The following is an 18,098-nucleotide window of genomic DNA, read 5'->3' as shown; positions in this document are numbered from 1 at the left end:
TGCCCCGGCTGCGCCTTGGCCAGGGCCACCAGCTCCGCCAGGTTGCGCACCGGCAGGGAGGGATGCACCACCAGCATGTAGGGCGTGGCGGCCACCGGGGCGATGGCGGTGAAATCCGCCACCGGATCCCAGGACAGGCTGGGGTAGAGCGAGGGCAGCACCGCATGCGCACTGGAGCAGAGCAGCAGCGTGGTCCCGTCCGGCGCGGCGCGGGCCACCGCCTCCGTCCCCACCATGCCGCTGGCGCCGCCGCGATTCTCGACGATGACGCTGCGCGGCAGGCGTTCCGCCAGCGCCTCCGCCACCATCCGGCCGACGATGTCCGTGGTGCCGCCGGCGACATAGGGCACGACGACGCGGATGGCCGGGCCCGCCCCGCCCTGGGCGCGGGCCCGCATGGCCAGCGGCGCGGTGGCGAGCCCCGCCAGCAGGCCGCGACGGGAGGCACGCATCAGGAGAGGGCCGCCACCGTCTGGATCATCTGCTCCTTCGTCGCGGCCGGAGCGACGTCCGCCAGCCGCCCTTCCGTCTCGCCTTCCAGCGAGCAGCGCAGCATCAGCCGCGGCTGGGTCTGGTCGAAATCCGGCAGGGCGACATGGCAGGTGCAGCGATTGTCCCACAGCACGATGTCGCCGACCCGCCAGCGATGCCGGTAGACGAATTCCGGCGAGGTGGCATGGGCGTTCAGCAGGTTCAGGATCGCCGTGCTCTCATCCTCCGTCAGGCCGAGGATGTGGGAGACGCGCTCCCCGGCCAGCAGCGACTTCTTGCCGGTGTCCGGATGCACGCGGACCATGGGATGCACCACCGGCGGGTTGCGCGACTTCAGGCCCTGGATGATGGCGGGGTCGCGCGCCCCGATGCCCTTCACGAGGGAGACGTCGTGCACCGCTTCCAGCCCTTCCAGGAAGCGCTGCATGGTCGGGCTCAGCGTCTCATAGGCCAGGGTCAGGTTGGCCCACATGGTGTCGCCGCCGACCGGCGGCTTTTCCTGGCAGAGCAGCAGCGCGCCCTTGGCCGGGCGCAGGGAGTAGGAAAGGTCGGTATGCCAGTTGCGCCCGGTGTTGCGGGTGCCGGAAGGCTTGCCGAGCCGCTTCTTGTTGGTGACGACGAGGATTTCCGGGTGGCCTTCCAGCAGCGTCTCCGGCGCCTGGCTGGCGTGCTGGTCCAGCTTGCCGAAATTGGCGGAGAAGGCGATGTGCTGCTCCGGCGTCAGGTGCTGGTTGGGGAAGACCAGCACGACATGCTTGAGCCAGGCATCGTAGAGCCGGCGCCGTGTCAGGTCGTCCAGCGGGCGGGTCAGGTCGAGGCCGGTGACTTCCGCGCCCATGGCGTAGCCGAGCGGGGTGATGGTGAGGTCGGCCATTGTTTCCTCCGGTGATTGGCCGGAAGGCTAGCCCCCTTGCGGCAGGCCGGACAAGTCAACCGACCAAATTCCCACCGGGGTCCGGGGAGGGGTTCCCTCCCCGGCGGGGGTGCAGGGGGCTCCGCCCCTGCCGGGGCCGGGGCGGAGCCCCGCTACCCCGCCGCCGCCATCGCCTCCGCATCATTGGCGACGCGCGGCTGCTGTTCCGCCCATACCGCCATGGCGACGTATTCCACCGGGTCATGGGTGCAGAAGATGGCGACCGGCGCCTCCTCCGCCCGCGCCAGCTCCCGCAGCCGCCGCTGATTGGCCTGCTGCTGCGCCGGCAGTGCCGCCATCAGCCACTCATAGGCCGCCGTGCCGGGCGGGCAGCGCGGCGGGTCGTCATAGAGTTCGGAGCGGCTGAAATAGGCATCGCCCGCATGCAGCATCCAGCCGCGCGGGCCTTCCACCGCGACGCCGGCATGGCCCGGCGTATGGCCCGGCAGCGGGATCAGCAGCAGCTCCGGCGGCAGCCCCTCCAGCGCCACGGCGTCGAAGCCGAACCAGCGCTCCGTGGTGCGCTCCGAATAGGTGATCCAGCGCCCCTGGTCGCCCCATTGCGCCGGGCGCCAGCGGGCCCGGCCCATCAGCCCGTGCCGGGCGCGGGCCGCCGCCGCTTCCGTCTGCATCAGGTGCACCCGGGCGGCGGGGAAATCGACCAGCCCGCCGGCATGGTCGAAATCCAGATGCGTCATGACGATGTGCCGCACATCCCGCGGCGACAGCCCGAGATGCCTGAGTTGGCGCAGCATCGTCCGGTCCGGATCGAAGCGGAAGCGCAGCAGCCCGGCGTTCAGCCAGGGCAGCCGGGCATGGGGGCGCTGCATGTCCCGCAGGCCGAGCCCGGTATCCACCAGCACCACGCCGTGGCGCGGCGTCTCGATGGCCAGGCAGTGGCAGGTGAGGCGGCCGATGGCGCCGGGGCTGGCGCCATCCATCAGCGCGCCGCCGAAGGGGCGCGCGGGGCCGCAATCCAGATGATGGATGCGCATGCCGCCGCAACACCGGCGGCCGGGCGTTAGTTGCCCAGCACCCAGTCCCGGAACAGGGCCAGGTCGATATTGCCGCCGGAGAGGATGAGGCCGACGCGCCGGCCGGCCATCCGCGCCTTCTCCTGCAGCAGCGCGGCCAGCGGGGCGGCGCCGGCGCCTTCGGCCAGGTTGTGGGTGTCCTGCCAATAGGCGCGGATCGCCGCCGCCACCTCGGCATCCGTCACGCTGACGATCCGGGCGGCGCCGCGCTCGATGATCCGCAGCGCCTCCGGGTCCGGCTCCCGCGTCGCGATCCCGTCGGCGCGGGTCGCGGCGCTGTTCAGGGTGATGCGCTTGCCGGCGGCGATGGAGCGGCCATAGCTGCCGGCCTCCGTGCTCTCCACGCCGATGATCTCGGTGGCAAGGTCCAGCAGGTCCCGCGCCAGGATGCAGCCGCAGATCCCGCTGCCGAGGCCGATCGGGACATAGAGCGCATCGAGCGGCGGCGCGGCGCGGAACAATTCCAGCGCATAGGTGGCGACGCCCAGCACCAGCTCCGGCGCGAAGCTCGGCGCGAAGACGAGTCCTTCCGCCTCCGCCAGCCGCGCCGCTTCCGCCCGCGCCTCGTCGAAATCCGCGCCATACTCCAGCAGCCGGGCGCCCAGGGCGCGCATGGCGGCGTTCTTCTCCGTGCTGTTGCCGCGCGGCACCAGGATGGTGACGGGAACGCCGAGCCGGGCGCCGGCGAAGGCGAGGCTCTGGCCGTGATTGCCGCGGGTGGCGCTGATGATACCCGGCAGCCCCGGCCGCGCCCGCCGCAACGCCTCCAGGAACACCAGCCCGCCGCGGACCTTGAAGGCCCCGGTCGGGGTGTGGTTCTCGTGCTTCACCCAGACCTCGGCGCCGCAACGGGCGGCGAGCAGCGGCCAGGCGAATTGCGGCGTGGGCGGCAGGATGCGGTGAAGGCGGTCGGCAGCCGCTTCCAGCGCCGGCAGGTCGAACATGGCGGGAATCCTTTGGAACATCGGGCGCGCCGCGGCGTTGGCCCCCCTCGAAGGATATTGGAGCGCCCCGGAATGGCCATCGAGGTCAACAGCGCCGGCTGGACCGGCCAAACGGATGATACCCCCGCGACCCAGCAGGTGTGCGGCGAATTCCACGATTCGAAACAGCTCGACGAAGCCCTGTCCCGGCTGGAGGGCAGCGCCTTCCAGCGCGCCGATCTTTCCGTCCGCGTGCCGGGGCGGGAGGACAGGCGGACGGAGTCGGAGCGCGAGACGCCGGTGCGGGAGGATGATGCCCGCAACCTGCGCACCCTCGGCACCAGCACCGCCGCGGCGGCGGTGGGCATGGCGGCGGCCGGGCTGGTGGTGGGCACCGGCGGCGCTGCCCTGCCGGCGGTGGCGGCAGCCGCGGCGGCGGGCGGTGCAACCCTGGCGGCCGGGGAAGCGGCAGGGCAGGGTGCTGCCCCGGGCGGCCATGCGCCGCAGCATCACGCCACGGATCAGCATGGCAGCATCCTGATGGTGCATACCGCCTCCGCCGAGAAGGCGGCGAAGGCCGAGGAGGTGCTGCGCGCCTGCGGCGCCGCGCGGGTATGGCGCGAAGGTAGTGCCTGAGCCGCGGCGGCCTGCCCCGGCAGTGGCATTCGCGCCCGCCGGGACGGCCCACGTTACGCCATGTTTCTGTTCGGCGCAGCCCGCAAGGGTGGTGCGCGGCAAGCGCAGCCCTCCGCTGCTGATTTCGCTTCCGGTTGCCGGCCGGCCTGAATTAGAAGTGCGCCCCTGGCCCGTTGTGGCGCAATTTGGGGGTGTTTGCGCCCTGGTGACACCCTACATGGGGGTGGCGCCGCGGCGCACCCCCTCCCCCAGGACCCGATCGGCTAACCGGGCCCGCTTACGTGGGTGCGCAAACGTGTCTCGGCCGCGGGACGCCGGATTGGCGCTCGCATAGGTATTGAAGGTGTGGCCCCCCGGCGCCGGCCAGGGCTGCCCGAGGAGTGTGGAATGATGGACGGGTTTGTCACGGATACCATGCTGGACGAGGCCGAGCCGGAGCTGCGCAGCTCGCGCCCGCTCGGCGCGCCGAGCCTCGAGGCGTTGGTCGCCGACGTCCCGGCCGAGGAACTGGCGCCGTGGACCGAAGCCGACATCCTTGACGAACCGCCGCCGGAAGCCGAGGGCGAGGAGGCCGAGGAGACCGAGAAGGTCGCCGAGGAGGCCGAGGATACGGTCGCGCCGGCCGCTGTCGCCGGCAATGTCAATGAGGCAACGCTGGGCCGTACCGACGACCCGGTGCGCATGTTCCTGCGCGAGATGTCCCGCACCGAGCTGCTGACGCGGGAGGAGGAGGTCGCGCTCGCCCAGCGGATCGAGGCCGGGCGGGAAGCCATGCTGAATGCGCTGGGCGAGAGCCCGACGACGATCGCCGCGCTGGCCGAATGGCGCGAGGGCATCGCCGAGGCGCGGCTGCCGCTGCGCGAGGTGGTGGAGCTGGAGGCGCTGGCCGCCGCCGCCGAGGCGCCGGAGCCGGGCGACGAGGAGAATGGCGACCAGACGCAGGAGCAGCGCCTGCGCCCCGAGATGCTGGCCGCCTTCGACGCCGTGCTGGCAGTGGGCGCGGTGCCGGGTTCCGCCAACCTGCTCGGCGCGCTGCGCCTGCGGGCTGACCGGATCGAGGACCTGATCGGCCGCATCCGCGACGCCAACCGCAGGCTGACCGCGCTGGACGGCCGGGCGATGCGCGCCGCCCAGGCGGACCAGCGGACGAAATTCGACCGCGAGGCCTTCCTGAAGCTGTGGGATGGCAGCGCGGCGGGCGCCGAGAAGGTGGCCGCGAAGCTGAAGGCCGCGGCGGCGGCGGAGGTGCGGGCGATCCGCGCCGACATCGCCGCGCTGGAGGCCCAGGTGGGGCTGCTGGCGCCGGTGCTGCGCCGCGTTCACCAGGAGATGGCGCGCGGCGAGCGCGACATGCGGCGGGCGAAGGAGGAGCTGACGCGGGCGAACCTGCGGCTGGTGGTGCACATCGCCCGCAAGTACCGCAACCGCGGCCTGCTCTTCGGCGACCTGATCCAGGAAGGCAATATCGGCCTGATGCGCGCGGTCGAGAAGTTCGATTGGCGCAAGGGGTTCAAATTCTCCACCTACGCCACCTGGTGGGTGCGGCAGTCCGTGACGCGCGCCATTGCCGACCAGGCGCGGACCATCCGCGTCCCGGTGCACATGGCGGAGACGGCCTCCAAGGTCGCGCGCATCGGCCGCAGCCTGGCGCAGCGGATCGGCCGCGAGCCGACGCCGGAGGAGCTGGCGCAGCGCCTCGGCATGCCGCTGGAGAAGGTGAAGTCCGTGCAGGCCATCGCGCGCGAGCCGGTGAGCCTCGATACGCCGATCGGCGAGGATGAGGATGGCCGCCTCGGGGACCTCATCGAGGATCGCGCGGCGGTGCTGCCCTTCGACGCCGTGGCGCGGTCCGGCCTGCGCGCCGCCGCGGCCAAGGTGCTCTCCGGCCTGACGCCGCGCGAGGAGCGCATCCTGCGCATGCGCTTCGGCATCGGCATGGAGCGCGACCACACGCTGGAGGAGGTCGGCAAGACCTTCAACGTGACGCGGGAGCGCATCCGGCAGAGCGAGGCCAAGGCGCTGCGCAAGCTGCAGCAGGGCTCCGGCGGCCGGGCGCTGCGCACCTTCCTCGAAGGCGACCAGAGCTGATACTTCCCCACGACGTTGCCGGCGCAACGTCGTGGGTTCCCGTTCCAGCGGCATCCCGCACAGCCTGGCGCGGCGCGGCCGCGCCAGGGCAGCCGGCGGCGCTTGTTCCGGCAGGGCGCCGTTCTGCCTGAATGCTTGGCGTTCCTCCTTCGGCTTCGGCATGCTGGCGATGAGCCGGCGGGACAGCCGGCCGAAGAAGGAGGATCGCCCATGCCGAATGCCGGCCCGACGCGGCGCGCCCTGCTGCTGGCGCCCATCGCTGCCCCCCTTGCCATCCCTGCCCTGGCGCAGCCGCGTTACCCGGACCGGCCGATCCGCGTCTTCGTGCCCTGGACGCCGGGCGGTGCGACCGATGTCCAGATGCGCTCCGTCTGCGAGATCGCGCAGCGCCATCTCGGCCAGCCCGTGGTGGTGGAGAACAAGCCGGGCGCCAGCGGCACCCTCGGCGCCATCGCGCTGAAGGACGCGAAGCCGGACGGCTACACCCTCTCCCAGATGCCCAACGGCGTCTTCCGCATGCCGGCGATGCAGGCGAAGCCGCAATGGGATCCGGTGGCGGACTTCACCTGGATCATCCGCCTGGTGGGCTATATGGGCGGCGTGGTGGTGCGGCCCGACGCGCCCTGGCGGACGCTGCCGGAGCTGGTGGAATATGCCCGCGCCAACCCGGGCAAGCTGAATTACGGCACGCCCGGCGCCAACACCACCGAAGTGCAGATGCAGACCCTGGCGAAGCAGGCGCGCATCGAATGGGTGCCGGTGGCCTTCCGCGGCGCCGCGCCCAATCTGCAGGCGCTGCTGGCCGGCGACATCCACTTCTCCGCCGAGACCTCCGCCTGGGCCGACATGGCGCTGGAAGGCCGGCTGCGGCCGCTGGCGGTGTGGATGACCGAGCGTGCGAAGCGCTTCCCGGATGTGCCGACCTTCCGCGAATGCGGCTATGACGTCATAGGCGAGAGCACCTACGGCATCGCCGGCCCGCGTGGCATGGAGCCGGAGGTGGTGCGCATCATTCACGACGCCTTCCGCCTGGCGGTGCACGATCCGCAGCACCTCGCCGTGCTGGCGCGCTTCGACATGCCGGTGCGCTATCTGGGCCCCGAGGCCTTCGCCGATGACGCGGTGATGCTGAAGGAGGAGGCGCGCCGCATCGTGCAGGAGCTCGGCCTGCGCATTGGCTGAGTCCCCCTGAAACGCAGCAGGCCGGCCAGCTTGCGCTGGCCGGCCTGACGGCATGCGACGCCCGGGGCGCCGAGGGATCAGCCGCGCGGCTGGTTGCCCCGGCCCGCCATCATCGAGGCGGGCATGCTGGGCTGCTGGTACACCACAACGGCATTCTCACCGCCGCCCAGCAGCGTGCCGACGAGGCCCGGCGCCGGCGTGGTGGCGCTGGCGCTGTACTGCGCATCCTCCCCACCGCCGATCACCCGTGCGGTGGCACCGCCGGCGCGGTTCGTCGAAGCGACGTCATAGACCACCATGGCATCCTCGCCGCCGCCGATCAGGCGGGGGCCGGACTGCGCCTGCGCGGCACCGGCGGCGCCCAGGGCGATGATGGAAGCGATCAGGGCTTTGTGGATCATGGTCTGTCTCCTTTGTTTGCTGCCGTGTGAAGGCGGGATGCTGAATAGGTCGGATTGACGACAGTTTATGTGAGCGGGGTCACGCGGCGTTCAGCCGCGCGGCATCGCCGCCCGGATCGCGGTGCCATGGCGCACCAGCACGGCATCCTCGCCGCCGCCGAGCAGCATCGCCGGCGCGTTGCGCTGCGCCCCCGCTTCTGTCGCGTGGCTGTAGGCGAGATCCTCGCCGCCGCCCGTCACCTGCGCGATGCCGCCACCGGCGAGATTGGTGGAGGGCGCCTCATAAACCAGCTCGGCATTCTCCCCGCCGCCGAGGAGGCGCGGGCCGGCCGCCTGCGCCGCGGCGAAGGCGGTGGCGAGCAGGGCGGAGGCAAGGATCAGGCTGCGGATCATAGTGGGATCTCCTGGCAATCTCGGCCGGGCCTTCGCCCTCGCCGTTGCACCGGAAGATGCGCGGCGATGCGCGCGCTGCCCAATGCCGGCTTCGGATGCTCCCCATTCGACGGGCGTATCGCCGCAACCGCCGGATGGCGGCGTGCGGGCGGGTCTCGTCATGCTGTGCCGGAGAGGAAGGAGTTCGGCATGACGAGGTTCCAATGCGTCGCAATCCCCAGCGCGACGGCGGCGCGGTGGCGCGCCACCGGGCGCGACGATCGTGGGCTGGAGCTGCACCGGCGCGTGGTGGATGGCCCTGGCTTTCCCTGCCGGCATTGCCTGCAATTGGGCGAGGCGGGAGAGGAGATGCTGCTCGGCAGCTATGCCCTGCCGCATCCGCTCGACGCCTATTGGACGCCGAGCCCGATCTTCCTGCACGCACGGGACTGCGCGCGCTTCGAGGCCGTGGAGGAGATCGCGCCGATCGTGCTGGCCAATGCGCTGGTCTCGGTGCGCAGCTACGACGCGGCGGAGCTGTGCCTGTACGATCTGGGCGTCGTCGCGCCGGGCGCCGAGGTGGCGCCGCTGCTGGAGCGCGCCCTGGCCGATCCGCGCACGCGCTGGATCAACATCCACACCGCCCGCCCCGGCTGCCTGCTGACGGCGGTGGAGAAGCTCTGACGGGTGGTGCGACGGGCAGGGGCTTGAGGGCGCAGACCGCCCTCAGGCCGCTTCCAGCTTCTCCTGCAGCTCCAGCCACTCGTCTTCCAGCGGCGAGAGCAGCCGGGTGATCTCGGCCCGCCGCTGCGTCGCCCGCGCGATCAGGTCGCCCTTGCTGTTCGCGTAGAGCCGCGGATCGGCCAGCGCCGCGTCGATGGTCGCCGCTTCCTGCTGCAGCTTCGCCATCTCCGCCTCGATCCGCTTTGCCTTCTCGCGCAGCGGCGCCAGCGCCGCGCGGCTTTCCGCGCGTTCCCGCCTTTCGCTCGGCTTCGGCGGGGCCGCCGCCTCGCCGCGCGCCGGGCGCCTGCCGGACAGCAGGGCGCGGTAATCCTCCAGGTCGCCGTCATAGGGCGTGACGCGCCCATCCCCGACCAGCCAGAGCCGGTCCGCCACCAGTTCCACCAGATGCGGGTCGTGGCTGATCAGCACCACCGCGCCCTTGTACTCCGCCAGCGCCTTCACCAGCGCGTCGCGGGCGTCGATGTCGAGATGGTTGGTCGGCTCGTCGAGGATGAGGAGCTGCGGCGCCTCCCGCGTGCAGAGCGCCAGCAGCAGCCGCGCCTTCTCGCCGCCGGAGCAGGCGCTGATCTTCGTCTCCGCCCGGTCGGCATCCAGGCCGAAGCGGGCGAGCTGGGCCCGGCATTGCGCCACGGTGGCGCGGGGCAGCGCGGCCTGCATATGGGTCAGCGGCGTGCCGTCCAGGTCCAGCTCCTCCGCCTGGTGCTGGGCGAAGTAGCCGATCTTCAGCTTGGGCGCGCGATGCTCCTTGCCCGCCATCAGCGGCAGCCGGCCCGCGAACAGCTTGGCCAGGGTGGACTTGCCGTTGCCGTTGGCGCCGAGCAGGGCGATGCGGTCATCCTGGTCCAGCCGCAGATCCAGCCCGCGCAGCACGGCACGGCCGTCATAGCCGATGACGCCGCCGGAGACGGAGAGGATAGGTGGCGGCAGCTCGGAGGGTTCGGGAAAGGCGAAGCGCGTTGCCGCATCCTCCACCACCGCCTCGATCACCGGCATCCGCTCCAGCGCCTTCAGCCGGGATTGCGCCTGGCGGGCCTTGCTGGCCTTGGCGCGGAAGCGGTCGATGAAGGACTGGATATGGGCGCGTTCCGCCGCCTGCCGTTCCGCCGCCGCGGCGAGCTGCGCCTGGCGTTCCGTCCGCACCCGGACGAAATTGCCGAAGCCGCCCGGGTAGAGGGCGAGCTTGCCGCGATCCAGATGCGCGATGGCATCGACGCAGCGGTCCAGCAGGCCGCGGTCATGGCTGACCACGATGGCGGCGCCGGAGAAGCGCTGCAGCCAGCCCTCCAGCCAGATCGTGGCCTCGAGGTCGAGATGGTTGGTCGGCTCGTCCAGCAGCAGCAGGTCCGGTTCCAGGAACAGCACCCACGCCAGCGCCACCCGCATGCGCCAGCCGCCGGAGAACTCCCGGCTCGGCCTAGCCTGCGCCGCCGCATCGAAGCCGAGGCCGGCCAGGATGGTGGCGGCGCGGGAGGGGGCGCTGTCCGCCTGGATGGCGATCAGCCGCTCATGGATCTCGGCCAGGCGGTGGCCTTCCGGGGCCGCGGCGGCTTCCGCCAGCAGGGCGGCGCGCTCGGTATCGGCGGCCAGCACCGTCTCCAGCAGGCTGTCCTCGCCGCCGGGGGCTTCCTGCGCGACATGGCCGAGGCGGGCGCGCTGGGCCAGGCGGATCTCCCCGCCATCCGGCGAGAGCTCCCCGGTGATGGCCTTCAGCAGGGTGGATTTGCCGGCGCCGTTGCGGCCGACCAGCCCCACCTTCCGGCCCGGCTCCACCGTCAGGTCGGCGCCGTCCAGCAGGGTGCGGCCGGCGATGCGAAGGGTGAGGTCGCGGATGACGAGGGCGGTCATGCGCGGTGTTCTAGCGAGACAGGCGGCCCCGGCGAAAGGCCCGGCGGAAGCTTGCGCCCAGGCATCGAAGCCCCGGAGAGCCGGGCGTGGCGCCAATGATCCGGCCCGCGCCCCATGCGGGGCTTGCCTCCCTCGCCGCACTCACCTATCCGGCGCCCACCAGCCGATTCTGCAAAGGACCGCCCCCATGGCCGTGGAACGCACCCTCTCCATCCTGAAGCCGGATGCCACCCGCCGGAACCTGACCGGCAAGATCAACGCGAAATTCGAGGAAGCCGGGCTGCGCATCGTTGCGCAGAAGCGCCTCCAGCTCTCCGAGGCCCAGGCGGGCGCCTTCTACGCCGTCCACAAGGAGCGGCCCTTCTACAAGGACCTGGTGGCCTTCATGACCTCCGGCCCGGTGGTGGTGCAGGTGCTGGAAGGCGAGAACGCGGTGGCGAAGAACCGCGAGATCATGGGCGCCACCAACCCGGCCAACGCCGCCCCGGGCACCATCCGCAAGGAATTCGCCGAGAGCATCGAGGCGAACAGCGTCCATGGCAGCGACAGCGCGGAGAATGCGGCGACCGAGATCGCCTTCTTCTTCGCCGGGGTCGAGATCGTCGGCTGATCCTGGGAGGGGCGTCGCAGCAGTGCCGCGACCTCCTCTCGAACTCTTCCCGCCAAGGGGTTGAACGCACTGCGTTCAACCCCTTGGAATTCTTGAATTTAGCCTCCCATCCCGGCCCCGCGAAATGCTGACCGATGTCGATCCACGGGCGCGGCCGGTCTGCCCTTGATTTCGGCGCGCAGCCGCCACACCACCCCTGCGCGCGATACCCGGCTCGGAAAGTCAGGACTTTCCGAGCCGGGTATCAGGCCGGCAACACTTCGGCCAGGACCCGGGCGTAGTTGCCGCCCAGCACGCCGGCCGCCTCATCCGTGCTGAAGCCCACCTTCAGCAGGGCGGCGGCCAGGGCGGGGGTCTCCCGGTAATCGCCGAAACAGGCGGGCGAGAGCAGCCCCAGCATGTCGCTGCCAAGGCCGACATGCCGGGCCCCCACCACATCCGCGGCGCGCGCCATGCCCTCCGCATAAGCGCGCAAGGTCGGGAAGATCGTGCTCGGCGGCCAGATGCCGATGACCCCGCCGGTCCGCGCCACCAGCCGGGCATGGTCGGCGGTGATCTGGCGGGAGCGGGGGCCGGGCCGGTTCGTCAGCGAGGTGTGGGAGAGCACCACGGGCTTCGCCGCCACCTCCACCGCCCGCTGCACCGTGGCGAAGCTGGCATGCGCCACATCCACCACCACGCCGAGCCGGTTGCACGCCCGCACCACCTCGGCGCCGAACGCCGTCAGGCCCTGATGCTCGGGTGGCTCGGTCTGGATGTCGCCCAGCTCGTTCACCCGGTAATGCACCAGCTGCAAGTGGCGCAGCCCATGGGTGGCGAAGGCCCGTTCCAGCCCCTCCAGCCGGGCTTCCAGGAAATCCGCTCCCTCAGCCGCCACCACCACGGCGGGGCCGGCACCCGGAGCCAGGGCGGCGGCCAGGCCGGGCCGGTCCCGCACCACCGCCAGCCCCTGCGCCGCCACCAGGGCATGCAGCCGGGCGAAGGCGGCCTCCCCATGCGCCGCCAGCTCCTCCGGTGCCGGCGGGCGGAAGGGGGCAATGCGGTTGTCCGGTGTCACATGCGTCACCGGGGTATCCGCCACCATGGCGAGCGCCACCAGGCGCATCCGCCCCTCCCGCATCGGCGCCGCCACCGGCTCCAAGGGCCGCTGTCGCATGCGGCTCAGGATGACGCGGCCGGCATGGCTGTGCAGGTCGGCCGGGGTGGCGCGGGCCAGCAGCGCCTCCGCCGTCGGGCCGGGTGGCGCCGGCGTGGCGCAGCCGGGCAGGGCGGCGACGCAGGCCAGCGGCAGCGCGGCGCCGAGCAGGGAGCGCCGGCGCAGCCAGGGGCCCGGTGCTTCCGCCAGCCCCAGCAGCCGTGCCCCGGCCAGCCTTCCCCGCCAGGGCGCGGCGGGATGCCAAGTGCCGGCGAAGCGCAGCCGGCCGGCGGGCACCTCCAGCGGCGCCTCGCTCTCCACCAGCACCGTTCGCGCCGGGTCTGGCCGGCAGCCGGCGCAGCAGAGCGCATCCTCCGTCAGCAGCAGCCGATGCGCGTCGATCGGCAGCGCCCAGCCGGTCGTGTCGCGGGTCTCGTCCATGCTTCAATTCCCGCCCGGCGGACGCAGCCTGCCGCACCGCCGCCAGCCATGCAACGATCGGCCGGCGGCCGGTCGGGGGAAAGCAGCCGGAGCCATGGTTGCGGGCGGTGCTGGCCGCCATGCCGCGCCGGATCGAATGCCGGATGCGCGCCACGGAGAAGGGAGGACGCTCCCCCCGCGGACAAGGGAAGGCTGGGGGAGGGGCCGGACGGACGACCCGGCCCCTCCCCCTCAGGCCATCACCCGGCTTTCGGCCAGGATCGCATCCGCCACCTTCTCCGCTGTCATCAGCACCGGGAAGTTCGTATTGGCGCAGGGCACCACCGGGAAGATGGAGGCATCCACCACGCGCAGCCCGGCCACGCCCTTCACCCGGCCGGAGGTATCGACCACGCTCATCGGGTCCTCCTCCCGCCCCATGCGGCAGGAGCAGGAGGCATGCCAGACGCCGATCGTGGCCTTGCGGATGAAGGCCTCCAGCGCCTCGTCATCCGACATCACCTGCTGGAAGGTGAAGCCCTCCACCACGTAGCGTTCGATCAGGAAGCGGCGCAGCGCCGCCGGCCCGTCCAGCAGCGCCGCGATGCCGCGGGTCAGCCAGCGGTTCTTCTCGTTCACCACGCCGATCTGCCGCACCTTGTCGCTGTAGCTGGCGGGGAAGGGGTCGGTCGTCACGGCGGCGAGCGGCGGGCTGAGCTGCATCGCCGCCAGCATCTTGAAGCAGGCCATCAGCCGGTCGAGGTCGCGGCGATCCGAGAGCAGGTTGAACTCCACCACCGGCTCCTCCCGCCAATCGGTGGAGGCGAGGCGGACCTGGCCGGTTTCGGAATAGGTCTTGTTCACGAAGGCCAGCATGGAGGCGATCTGCACCCCCACCGAATGCCAGGCGGATTTGCTGGCGACGGCGACGAACATGTCGCCCGGCGGGGCGCCGCCGATCTGCGAGGAGTAGCGCAGCCCGACCAGGATGTGCCGCCGCGACGGGTCGCTGTCCCGCAGCCTGGCCTGCGGCCGGATGAAGGAGGAGAGCGAGATGGAGGGGTGGTCCATCAGCCGCTGCCCCACCCCCGGCAGGGCGGAGAGCACGGGGATGCCCATGTCCCGCAGATGCCCGACCGGGCCGATGCCGGCGCGCAGCAGATGCGCCGGGCTGTGGATGGCGCCGCAGGAGAGGATGATCTCCCGCCCGCGGAATTCCTGCTCCCGCCCCTTCACCACCGCCGTCACGCCGACGCAGCGCGTGCCCTCGAAGATCAGCGCGCGGGCCTGGGTCTCGGTGGAGATGGTCAGGTTGTTCCGTCGGCGCACATCCGTGTTCAGGTAGCCGATGGCGGCGGAGACGCGCTTCTCCTCGGCATTGGAGATGGTGATGGGGAAGTAGCCATCGGTGAACTCGCCGTTCTGGTCGGGCAGGTATTTGAAGCCGGCCAGCTTGAAGGCCTCGGCCGCGGCCTTGGCGTGCGGGTTCCAGTGCGCCTGCGGGATGCGGCGGACCGGGATGTGGCCCTCCTTCCCGTGCCACTCATTGTCGAAGTCGAGGTCGCGCTCGACCTTCTTGAAGTAGGGCAGGACCTTGTCCCAGGCCCAGCCCTCGGCACCGCGGGATTCCCATTCGTCGTAGTCGGTGGGGGCGCCACGATTGGCCATCTGGCCGTTGATGGAGGAGCCGCCGCCCAGCACCCGCGCCTGCTCGTATTTCCGCAGCGGCGGGCGCTCGGCATTCGGGTTGTTGTGGGAGACGATCTGGGTGTGGACCTTCAGCTCGGTCCAGTGGAAGCGGGGGTCGAAATAGGCGGTGCCGGGATAGGTGTCCTCGATCTCCTTCGGCACCTGGCCCGGCGGCGTGTCCTGCCCCGCTTCCAGCAGCAGCACGCGGTTGGCGGAGCGGGCGGAGAGGCGGTTGGCAAGGACGGAGCCGGCGGAACCGCCGCCGATGATGATGTAGTCGTAGATCACGATTCTTTCCCCCCAGGGGGCCGCGGGCGGCCTTGGCGGAAGGCTAGAGCAATATCCGCCGGCGTGGAAACACCCGGCCGGATGTCACGCCACCCCGGTTCCGCCGCCGGCCAGCATCTGCCCCCGCTATCGGCGAAAGGCGTGTCTCGGGCCATCGGCACCGTCGCGGGCGGCCAGCCGCGGCAGCCCTGCCCGGCTTGCGCCCAGGGCGGCGCCGAAGGCGCATCGCGCCTCATGCCGAAGGCGCGGCGCAGCCACGGCACGAAGGCCGGGCCGGGGCCTGAGATGTGCTCGATGGCGCGAGGGCGAATCGGCGCGGCGGCGCTCAGAAGCCGATCAGGTCGTCGATGTTCTGCCGTGCCCGGCGCATCGCCTGCTCGCGGCGCTCCGCCTCGGCCGGGTCGGTGGCGGCGGCAGAGCGGCGGCGCTCCGCCTCGCGCAGATCGGCCTCGGCCTGGCGCAGCCGGGCCTGCTGCGCCTCGTCCAGCGCGGCGCCGCGCTGGGCGCGCAGCGCTTGCAACTGCCGGCGCATGCGGGCCAGCTCCGCATCCTGCTGCCGCACCCGCTGCTCCGCCGCCCGGGCGCCGGCCTGCATTGCCTGGGACTGGCGCTCCGCCGCCAGCGCATCCTGCTGCGCCTGGGCGGCGCGGCCCCGGGCGATGGCGCCTTCGTTGGAAAGCTGCACCTGGCGCTGCTGGTAGCCGCCGCCGGCGGAACAGGCGATGCCGCTGACGAAGGTGGTCTGGGTGGGGTCGCAATTGCCCATGGGCGCGCAGGCCCCCAGCGCGAGCAGCGCCGCCAGGACCGGCCCGCCGCACCCCGCCTTGAACCGCATCGCCTGGCGCATCGCTGTCTCCCTTCCCGAGTCACGGGGTCGTTCCATGGTGCCGCGTGGTCCCTGCCGCTGCAGGCCGGGCGATGCCGCCGGCACCGGGCGACTCCGAGGGGCCTGCAAGGCCGCGCGGCGGCCGGCCGGGAAATGCTAGATCCCGCCCGGCACCGTCGCCAGGGAGCGGGCGATATCCGCCGCCGCCCGGTCCAGCTCCGCCACCGAGCCGCCGACGGCCCGGGCGGGTGGGACGAAGCCGCTGCTCTGCCCGGTGGCCGCGCCCATGCCGCCCTGCACCCGGCCGCCATCCGAGATGAGCTGCCGCATGGCCGCGAGGTCCCGCTGATAGACCGAGGTCTCCTCGCGGAATTGCGCCGCGGTGATCTGGCCGGCGCGGTAGCGCGCATTCAGCGTCGAGATCCGCTGCCGCGCCTCCGCCGCCACCTGGTTGGCGGCATAGGCATAGTTCTGGAATTTCCGCGCATCCGCATTGGCGCGGTCGATCTGGGCGCGCAGCGCGGCCTCCCGGTTGGCCTGGGTCTGGGCGTTCTGCGCCACCAGGTAGCCGCCGCCGGCACCCGCCACGGCGCCCGCCCCGGCGCCGATCGCGGCGCCGCGCCCGCCGCCTGCCAGTGCGCCGATGCCGGCGCCGAGCAGCCCCATGAGCAGCGCCCCCTCCGCCACCGTCTCCCCGGTCCGGACGCGCGGCGTGTAGTCCACATCCTGCTGCTGGCCGATGCCCTGGCGCAGCGCCTGCTGCGACGGGGAGAGGCCGGGCTCCATCATCCCGGTCTGGGCGCAGGCCGAGACCAGCAGCAACAGCGCGGCAAGCAACGCCGCCCGGCCCCGCGCCCAATGATGCATCAGAGCCATCCCATCCCCCTTCAGCTCAGCGCGCCGTCACATCGGGCGCGCGACCACTTCCACCCGGCGGTTGACGCCGCCGCGCGGATCATTGGCATCCAGCAGCTGCAGCGGCCCGAAGCCCTGCGGCCGCAGCCGCGCGGCCGGCACGCCGCGGGCGATCAGCGCATCCACCACCGCGCCGGCGCGCAGCATGGACAGGCCCATATTGTAGCCCAGCCGCCCGACCACGTCGGTATGGCCGTTGATGTCGAACTGCGCGGCTTGCAGGCGGGGATCGGTGGTCATCGCCTGGGCCAGCGCATCCAGCTCCGCCGCCGCGCCGGGCGGCAGGCGGTAGGAGTTGAAGGCGAAATTGGTCCGCAGCACCACGCTGGCCTCGGCGCCGGGCAGCGGGGCGGGCACCGGCTGCACCTGCCGCTGGCAGGCGGGCAGCAGGGCAGCGGCCAGCAGGAGAAGGAAGGTCGCGCGCTTCATCGTCTCGGTCGGTCCATGGCAGGCAAGGGGTTCAGGCGGCCTTAACGCGGTGCCAGGAGGTCGCCGAATTCGGCAGCGGAAGGCGGCCGGCCGGTGCCACGCAGATCGACGGGCTGGCTCCGCCGCAGGCGCAGCCCGGCCTGCCCTGCGACGAGTTCAGGATCGGCCGGCTGGGCGTCGCGGATATTCCGCAGCGCCGGCGGCAACATCGCGTCGCCCGCGGCGGCGGCGGCGGGGTCCTCGGCCGTGGCGGCGGGCGCGGCGGCCTGGGGCGGCGCGGCCGGTGCCGCCGGCCGGCGCGGCGCCGGTGCCGGCGGAGTCGGTGCCGGCATCCGCAGGTCGCTCGGCTTCGGCCCGTCGCTGCCATATTGCGCACGCACCGGCACGGCGCCGAGTGCCAGGGCGGCGGCAACAACGGCAAGGCAGCCGGCTCGCGGCAGGCTGATGTCGATGGCGATCCTGGATCGCATCGCAATGTCTCCTTATTTCGGCGGCAGACTGCACGAAGTCGGAGAAGGAGGCTACACTCGCCCGCAGGGGGAGGCCGGGCCGATCATTCTTGCAGCGCCTCGCTTTTCCGTGAGTGCCCTCGCTGCCAGGAGCCGCGCCGAAAGATGGCTGACCGTCGCCTTGCCCGCACCGGGTTGAACGGCCGCGTTCCCTTTCGCCTCGGCCGGGGCAGCGTGCAGGACGAGCATGCGCGGATCTCGGCGCAGCTCGCCAACCTCGCCGGTGCCGAGGCCGCGGCGCTCTTCGCCACGCCGGTCGTCACCCTGGGCAATGGCAGCGCGGATGGCAGCGTCGAATGGCTGACGCCGCTGCCCGGCGAGATCGCGCCGCTTGCCAACCTGGACGCTGCGGCGCGGCAGGCGGCGGAGGAGAGGCTGCGCCGGCTGCTCGGCCGGCTGCTGCCGCTGCTGGCCGATGCCGATGTCGGGAATTGGCTGCGGCGCGCGCTGGTGGGACCGGGCGCCGCCTCCATCTACGTCGTCGGCGGCCAGCCGGTGCTGACGGAATGGGGCCTTGGCCGGCCCGGCATGGCGGAGACGCCGCAGGCGCTGGAACAGGCGATGCGCGCCGGGCTCGGCGCCTTCCTGCCGGCGGCGCCCGCCGCGGCCGCAGCGCCGTCGCCCGTCGCTGCCGTGCCGCCGCCCGC

General features: G+C 72.3%; 19 protein-coding genes. 6 read left to right on the top strand and 13 right to left on the bottom strand.

Annotation, left to right across the window (positions count from 1 at the left end; translation table 11 throughout):
• The 4 genes from NJ376_RS15730 to NJ376_RS15715 all read right to left on the bottom strand — a co-directional run.
• A partial coding sequence (locus NJ376_RS15730) for a Bug family tripartite tricarboxylate transporter substrate binding protein (protein ID WP_252954234.1) occupies positions 1-452 on the bottom strand: 452 nt, incomplete at its 3' end.
• Positions 452-1,366, bottom strand: coding sequence for a TauD/TfdA dioxygenase family protein (locus NJ376_RS15725; RefSeq protein WP_252954233.1), 915 nt, complete (start codon positions 1,364-1,366; stop codon positions 452-454). The genes NJ376_RS15725 and NJ376_RS15730, both read right to left, overlap by 1 nt.
• A gap of 152 nt (positions 1,367-1,518) precedes the next feature.
• Positions 1,519-2,400, bottom strand: a complete 882-nt coding sequence (locus NJ376_RS15720; protein WP_252954232.1) for an MBL fold metallo-hydrolase — start codon at positions 2,398-2,400, stop codon at positions 1,519-1,521.
• Between the two features lie 26 nt (positions 2,401-2,426).
• A complete protein-coding gene (locus NJ376_RS15715) occupies positions 2,427-3,383 on the bottom strand; it encodes a threonine dehydratase (protein ID WP_252954231.1) in 957 nt (318 codons plus the stop codon).
• Between the two features lie 72 nt (positions 3,384-3,455).
• Between NJ376_RS15715 and NJ376_RS15710 the strand changes: the two genes are divergently transcribed.
• From NJ376_RS15710 to NJ376_RS15700, 3 genes are all read left to right on the top strand, one after another.
• The gene (locus NJ376_RS15710; RefSeq protein ID WP_252954230.1) at positions 3,456-3,998 is read left to right on the top strand and encodes a hypothetical protein; all 543 of its coding nucleotides are present in this window, start codon (positions 3,456-3,458) and stop codon (positions 3,996-3,998) included.
• A 390-nt stretch (positions 3,999-4,388) separates the two neighbouring features.
• Positions 4,389-6,086: a sigma-70 family RNA polymerase sigma factor gene (locus NJ376_RS15705; RefSeq protein WP_456309425.1), complete on the top strand. Its 1,698-nt coding sequence runs from the start codon at positions 4,389-4,391 to the stop codon at positions 6,084-6,086.
• Positions 6,087-6,296: 210 nt separating this feature from the next.
• A complete protein-coding gene (locus NJ376_RS15700) occupies positions 6,297-7,268 on the top strand; it encodes a tripartite tricarboxylate transporter substrate binding protein (protein ID WP_252954228.1) in 972 nt (323 codons plus the stop codon).
• A 77-nt stretch (positions 7,269-7,345) separates the two neighbouring features.
• Here NJ376_RS15700 and NJ376_RS15695 read toward each other — a convergent pair whose 3' ends face one another.
• Positions 7,346-7,669 carry a hypothetical protein gene (locus NJ376_RS15695; protein WP_252954227.1) on the bottom strand — a complete coding sequence of 108 codons (324 nt, stop codon included), beginning with the start codon at positions 7,667-7,669 and terminating at the stop codon, positions 7,346-7,348.
• Between the two features lie 90 nt (positions 7,670-7,759).
• Entirely contained in the window at positions 7,760-8,062 is a 303-nt protein-coding gene (locus NJ376_RS15690) for a hypothetical protein (RefSeq protein WP_252954226.1), read from the bottom strand.
• Between the two features lie 189 nt (positions 8,063-8,251).
• Between NJ376_RS15690 and NJ376_RS15685 the strand changes: the two genes are divergently transcribed.
• Positions 8,252-8,725 (top strand): DUF1203 domain-containing protein, encoded by a 474-nt coding sequence (locus NJ376_RS15685; protein WP_252954225.1) that lies wholly within the window; start codon positions 8,252-8,254, stop codon positions 8,723-8,725.
• Positions 8,726-8,767: 42 nt separating this feature from the next.
• On the opposite strand, the gene NJ376_RS15680 is transcribed toward NJ376_RS15685, so the two are convergent.
• Positions 8,768-10,630 carry an ABC-F family ATP-binding cassette domain-containing protein gene (locus tag NJ376_RS15680; protein WP_252954224.1) on the bottom strand — a complete coding sequence of 621 codons (1,863 nt, stop codon included), beginning with the start codon at positions 10,628-10,630 and terminating at the stop codon, positions 8,768-8,770.
• Positions 10,631-10,817: 187 nt separating this feature from the next.
• On the opposite strand from NJ376_RS15680, the gene ndk reads away from it, so the two are divergent.
• Entirely contained in the window at positions 10,818-11,240 is a 423-nt protein-coding gene (gene ndk, locus NJ376_RS15675) for a nucleoside-diphosphate kinase (RefSeq protein ID WP_252954223.1), read from the top strand.
• A 244-nt stretch (positions 11,241-11,484) separates the two neighbouring features.
• On the opposite strand, the gene NJ376_RS15670 is transcribed toward ndk, so the two are convergent.
• The 6 genes from NJ376_RS15670 to NJ376_RS15645 all read right to left on the bottom strand — a co-directional run bounded on the left by NJ376_RS15670 (position 11,485) and on the right by NJ376_RS15645 (position 17,412).
• A complete protein-coding gene (locus NJ376_RS15670; RefSeq protein ID WP_252954222.1) occupies positions 11,485-12,816 on the bottom strand; it encodes a dipeptidase in 1,332 nt (443 codons plus the stop codon).
• 231 nt (positions 12,817-13,047) lie between these two features.
• A complete protein-coding gene (locus NJ376_RS29335) occupies positions 13,048-14,772 on the bottom strand; it encodes a GMC family oxidoreductase (RefSeq protein WP_252954221.1) in 1,725 nt (574 codons plus the stop codon).
• Between the two features lie 325 nt (positions 14,773-15,097).
• Positions 15,098-15,619, bottom strand: a complete 522-nt coding sequence (locus NJ376_RS15660; protein WP_252954220.1) for a hypothetical protein — start codon at positions 15,617-15,619, stop codon at positions 15,098-15,100.
• Between the two features lie 135 nt (positions 15,620-15,754).
• Positions 15,755-16,474: a hypothetical protein gene (locus NJ376_RS15655; protein ID WP_252954219.1), complete on the bottom strand. Its 720-nt coding sequence runs from the start codon at positions 16,472-16,474 to the stop codon at positions 15,755-15,757.
• A 27-nt stretch (positions 16,475-16,501) separates the two neighbouring features.
• Entirely contained in the window at positions 16,502-16,942 is a 441-nt protein-coding gene (locus tag NJ376_RS15650) for an OmpA family protein (RefSeq protein ID WP_252954218.1), read from the bottom strand.
• 41 nt (positions 16,943-16,983) lie between these two features.
• The gene (locus NJ376_RS15645; RefSeq protein WP_252954217.1) at positions 16,984-17,412 is read right to left on the bottom strand and encodes a hypothetical protein; all 429 of its coding nucleotides are present in this window, start codon (positions 17,410-17,412) and stop codon (positions 16,984-16,986) included.
• Between the two features lie 144 nt (positions 17,413-17,556).
• On the opposite strand from NJ376_RS15645, the gene NJ376_RS15640 reads away from it, so the two are divergent.
• On the top strand, positions 17,557-18,098 hold a 542-nt coding region (locus NJ376_RS15640; RefSeq protein WP_456309419.1), incomplete at its 3' end, for a hypothetical protein.

It is taken from the genome of Siccirubricoccus soli, assembly GCF_024178315.1.
Taxonomy (GTDB): Bacteria; Pseudomonadota; Alphaproteobacteria; order Acetobacterales; family Acetobacteraceae; genus Siccirubricoccus; species Siccirubricoccus soli.
Note: the sequence above shows the minus strand (reverse complement) of the source record. Positions and strands in the feature narration are given on the sequence as shown.

Coding starts and splice junctions, on each gene's coding strand:
- NJ376_RS15725 (WP_252954233.1), bottom strand. CDS start 1,366: ATGGCCGACCTCACCATCACCCCGCTCGGCTACGCCATGGGCGCGGAA.
- NJ376_RS15720 (WP_252954232.1), bottom strand. CDS start 2,400: ATGCGCATCCATCATCTGGATTGCGGCCCCGCGCGCCCCTTCGGCGGC.
- NJ376_RS15715 (WP_252954231.1), bottom strand. CDS start 3,383: ATGTTCGACCTGCCGGCGCTGGAAGCGGCTGCCGACCGCCTTCACCGC.
- NJ376_RS15710 (WP_252954230.1), top strand. CDS start 3,456: ATGGCCATCGAGGTCAACAGCGCCGGCTGGACCGGCCAAACGGATGAT.
- NJ376_RS15705 (WP_456309425.1), top strand. CDS start 4,389: ATGGACGGGTTTGTCACGGATACCATGCTGGACGAGGCCGAGCCGGAG.
- NJ376_RS15700 (WP_252954228.1), top strand. CDS start 6,297: ATGCCGAATGCCGGCCCGACGCGGCGCGCCCTGCTGCTGGCGCCCATC.
- NJ376_RS15695 (WP_252954227.1), bottom strand. CDS start 7,669: ATGATCCACAAAGCCCTGATCGCTTCCATCATCGCCCTGGGCGCCGCC.
- NJ376_RS15690 (WP_252954226.1), bottom strand. CDS start 8,062: ATGATCCGCAGCCTGATCCTTGCCTCCGCCCTGCTCGCCACCGCCTTC.
- NJ376_RS15685 (WP_252954225.1), top strand. CDS start 8,252: ATGACGAGGTTCCAATGCGTCGCAATCCCCAGCGCGACGGCGGCGCGG.
- NJ376_RS15680 (WP_252954224.1), bottom strand. CDS start 10,630: ATGACCGCCCTCGTCATCCGCGACCTCACCCTTCGCATCGCCGGCCGC.
- ndk (WP_252954223.1), top strand. CDS start 10,818: ATGGCCGTGGAACGCACCCTCTCCATCCTGAAGCCGGATGCCACCCGC.
- NJ376_RS15670 (WP_252954222.1), bottom strand. CDS start 12,816: ATGGACGAGACCCGCGACACGACCGGCTGGGCGCTGCCGATCGACGCG.
- NJ376_RS15660 (WP_252954220.1), bottom strand. CDS start 15,619: ATGCGCCAGGCGATGCGGTTCAAGGCGGGGTGCGGCGGGCCGGTCCTG.
- NJ376_RS15655 (WP_252954219.1), bottom strand. CDS start 16,474: ATGGCTCTGATGCATCATTGGGCGCGGGGCCGGGCGGCGTTGCTTGCC.
- NJ376_RS15650 (WP_252954218.1), bottom strand. CDS start 16,942: ATGAAGCGCGCGACCTTCCTTCTCCTGCTGGCCGCTGCCCTGCTGCCC.
- NJ376_RS15645 (WP_252954217.1), bottom strand. CDS start 17,412: ATGCGATCCAGGATCGCCATCGACATCAGCCTGCCGCGAGCCGGCTGC.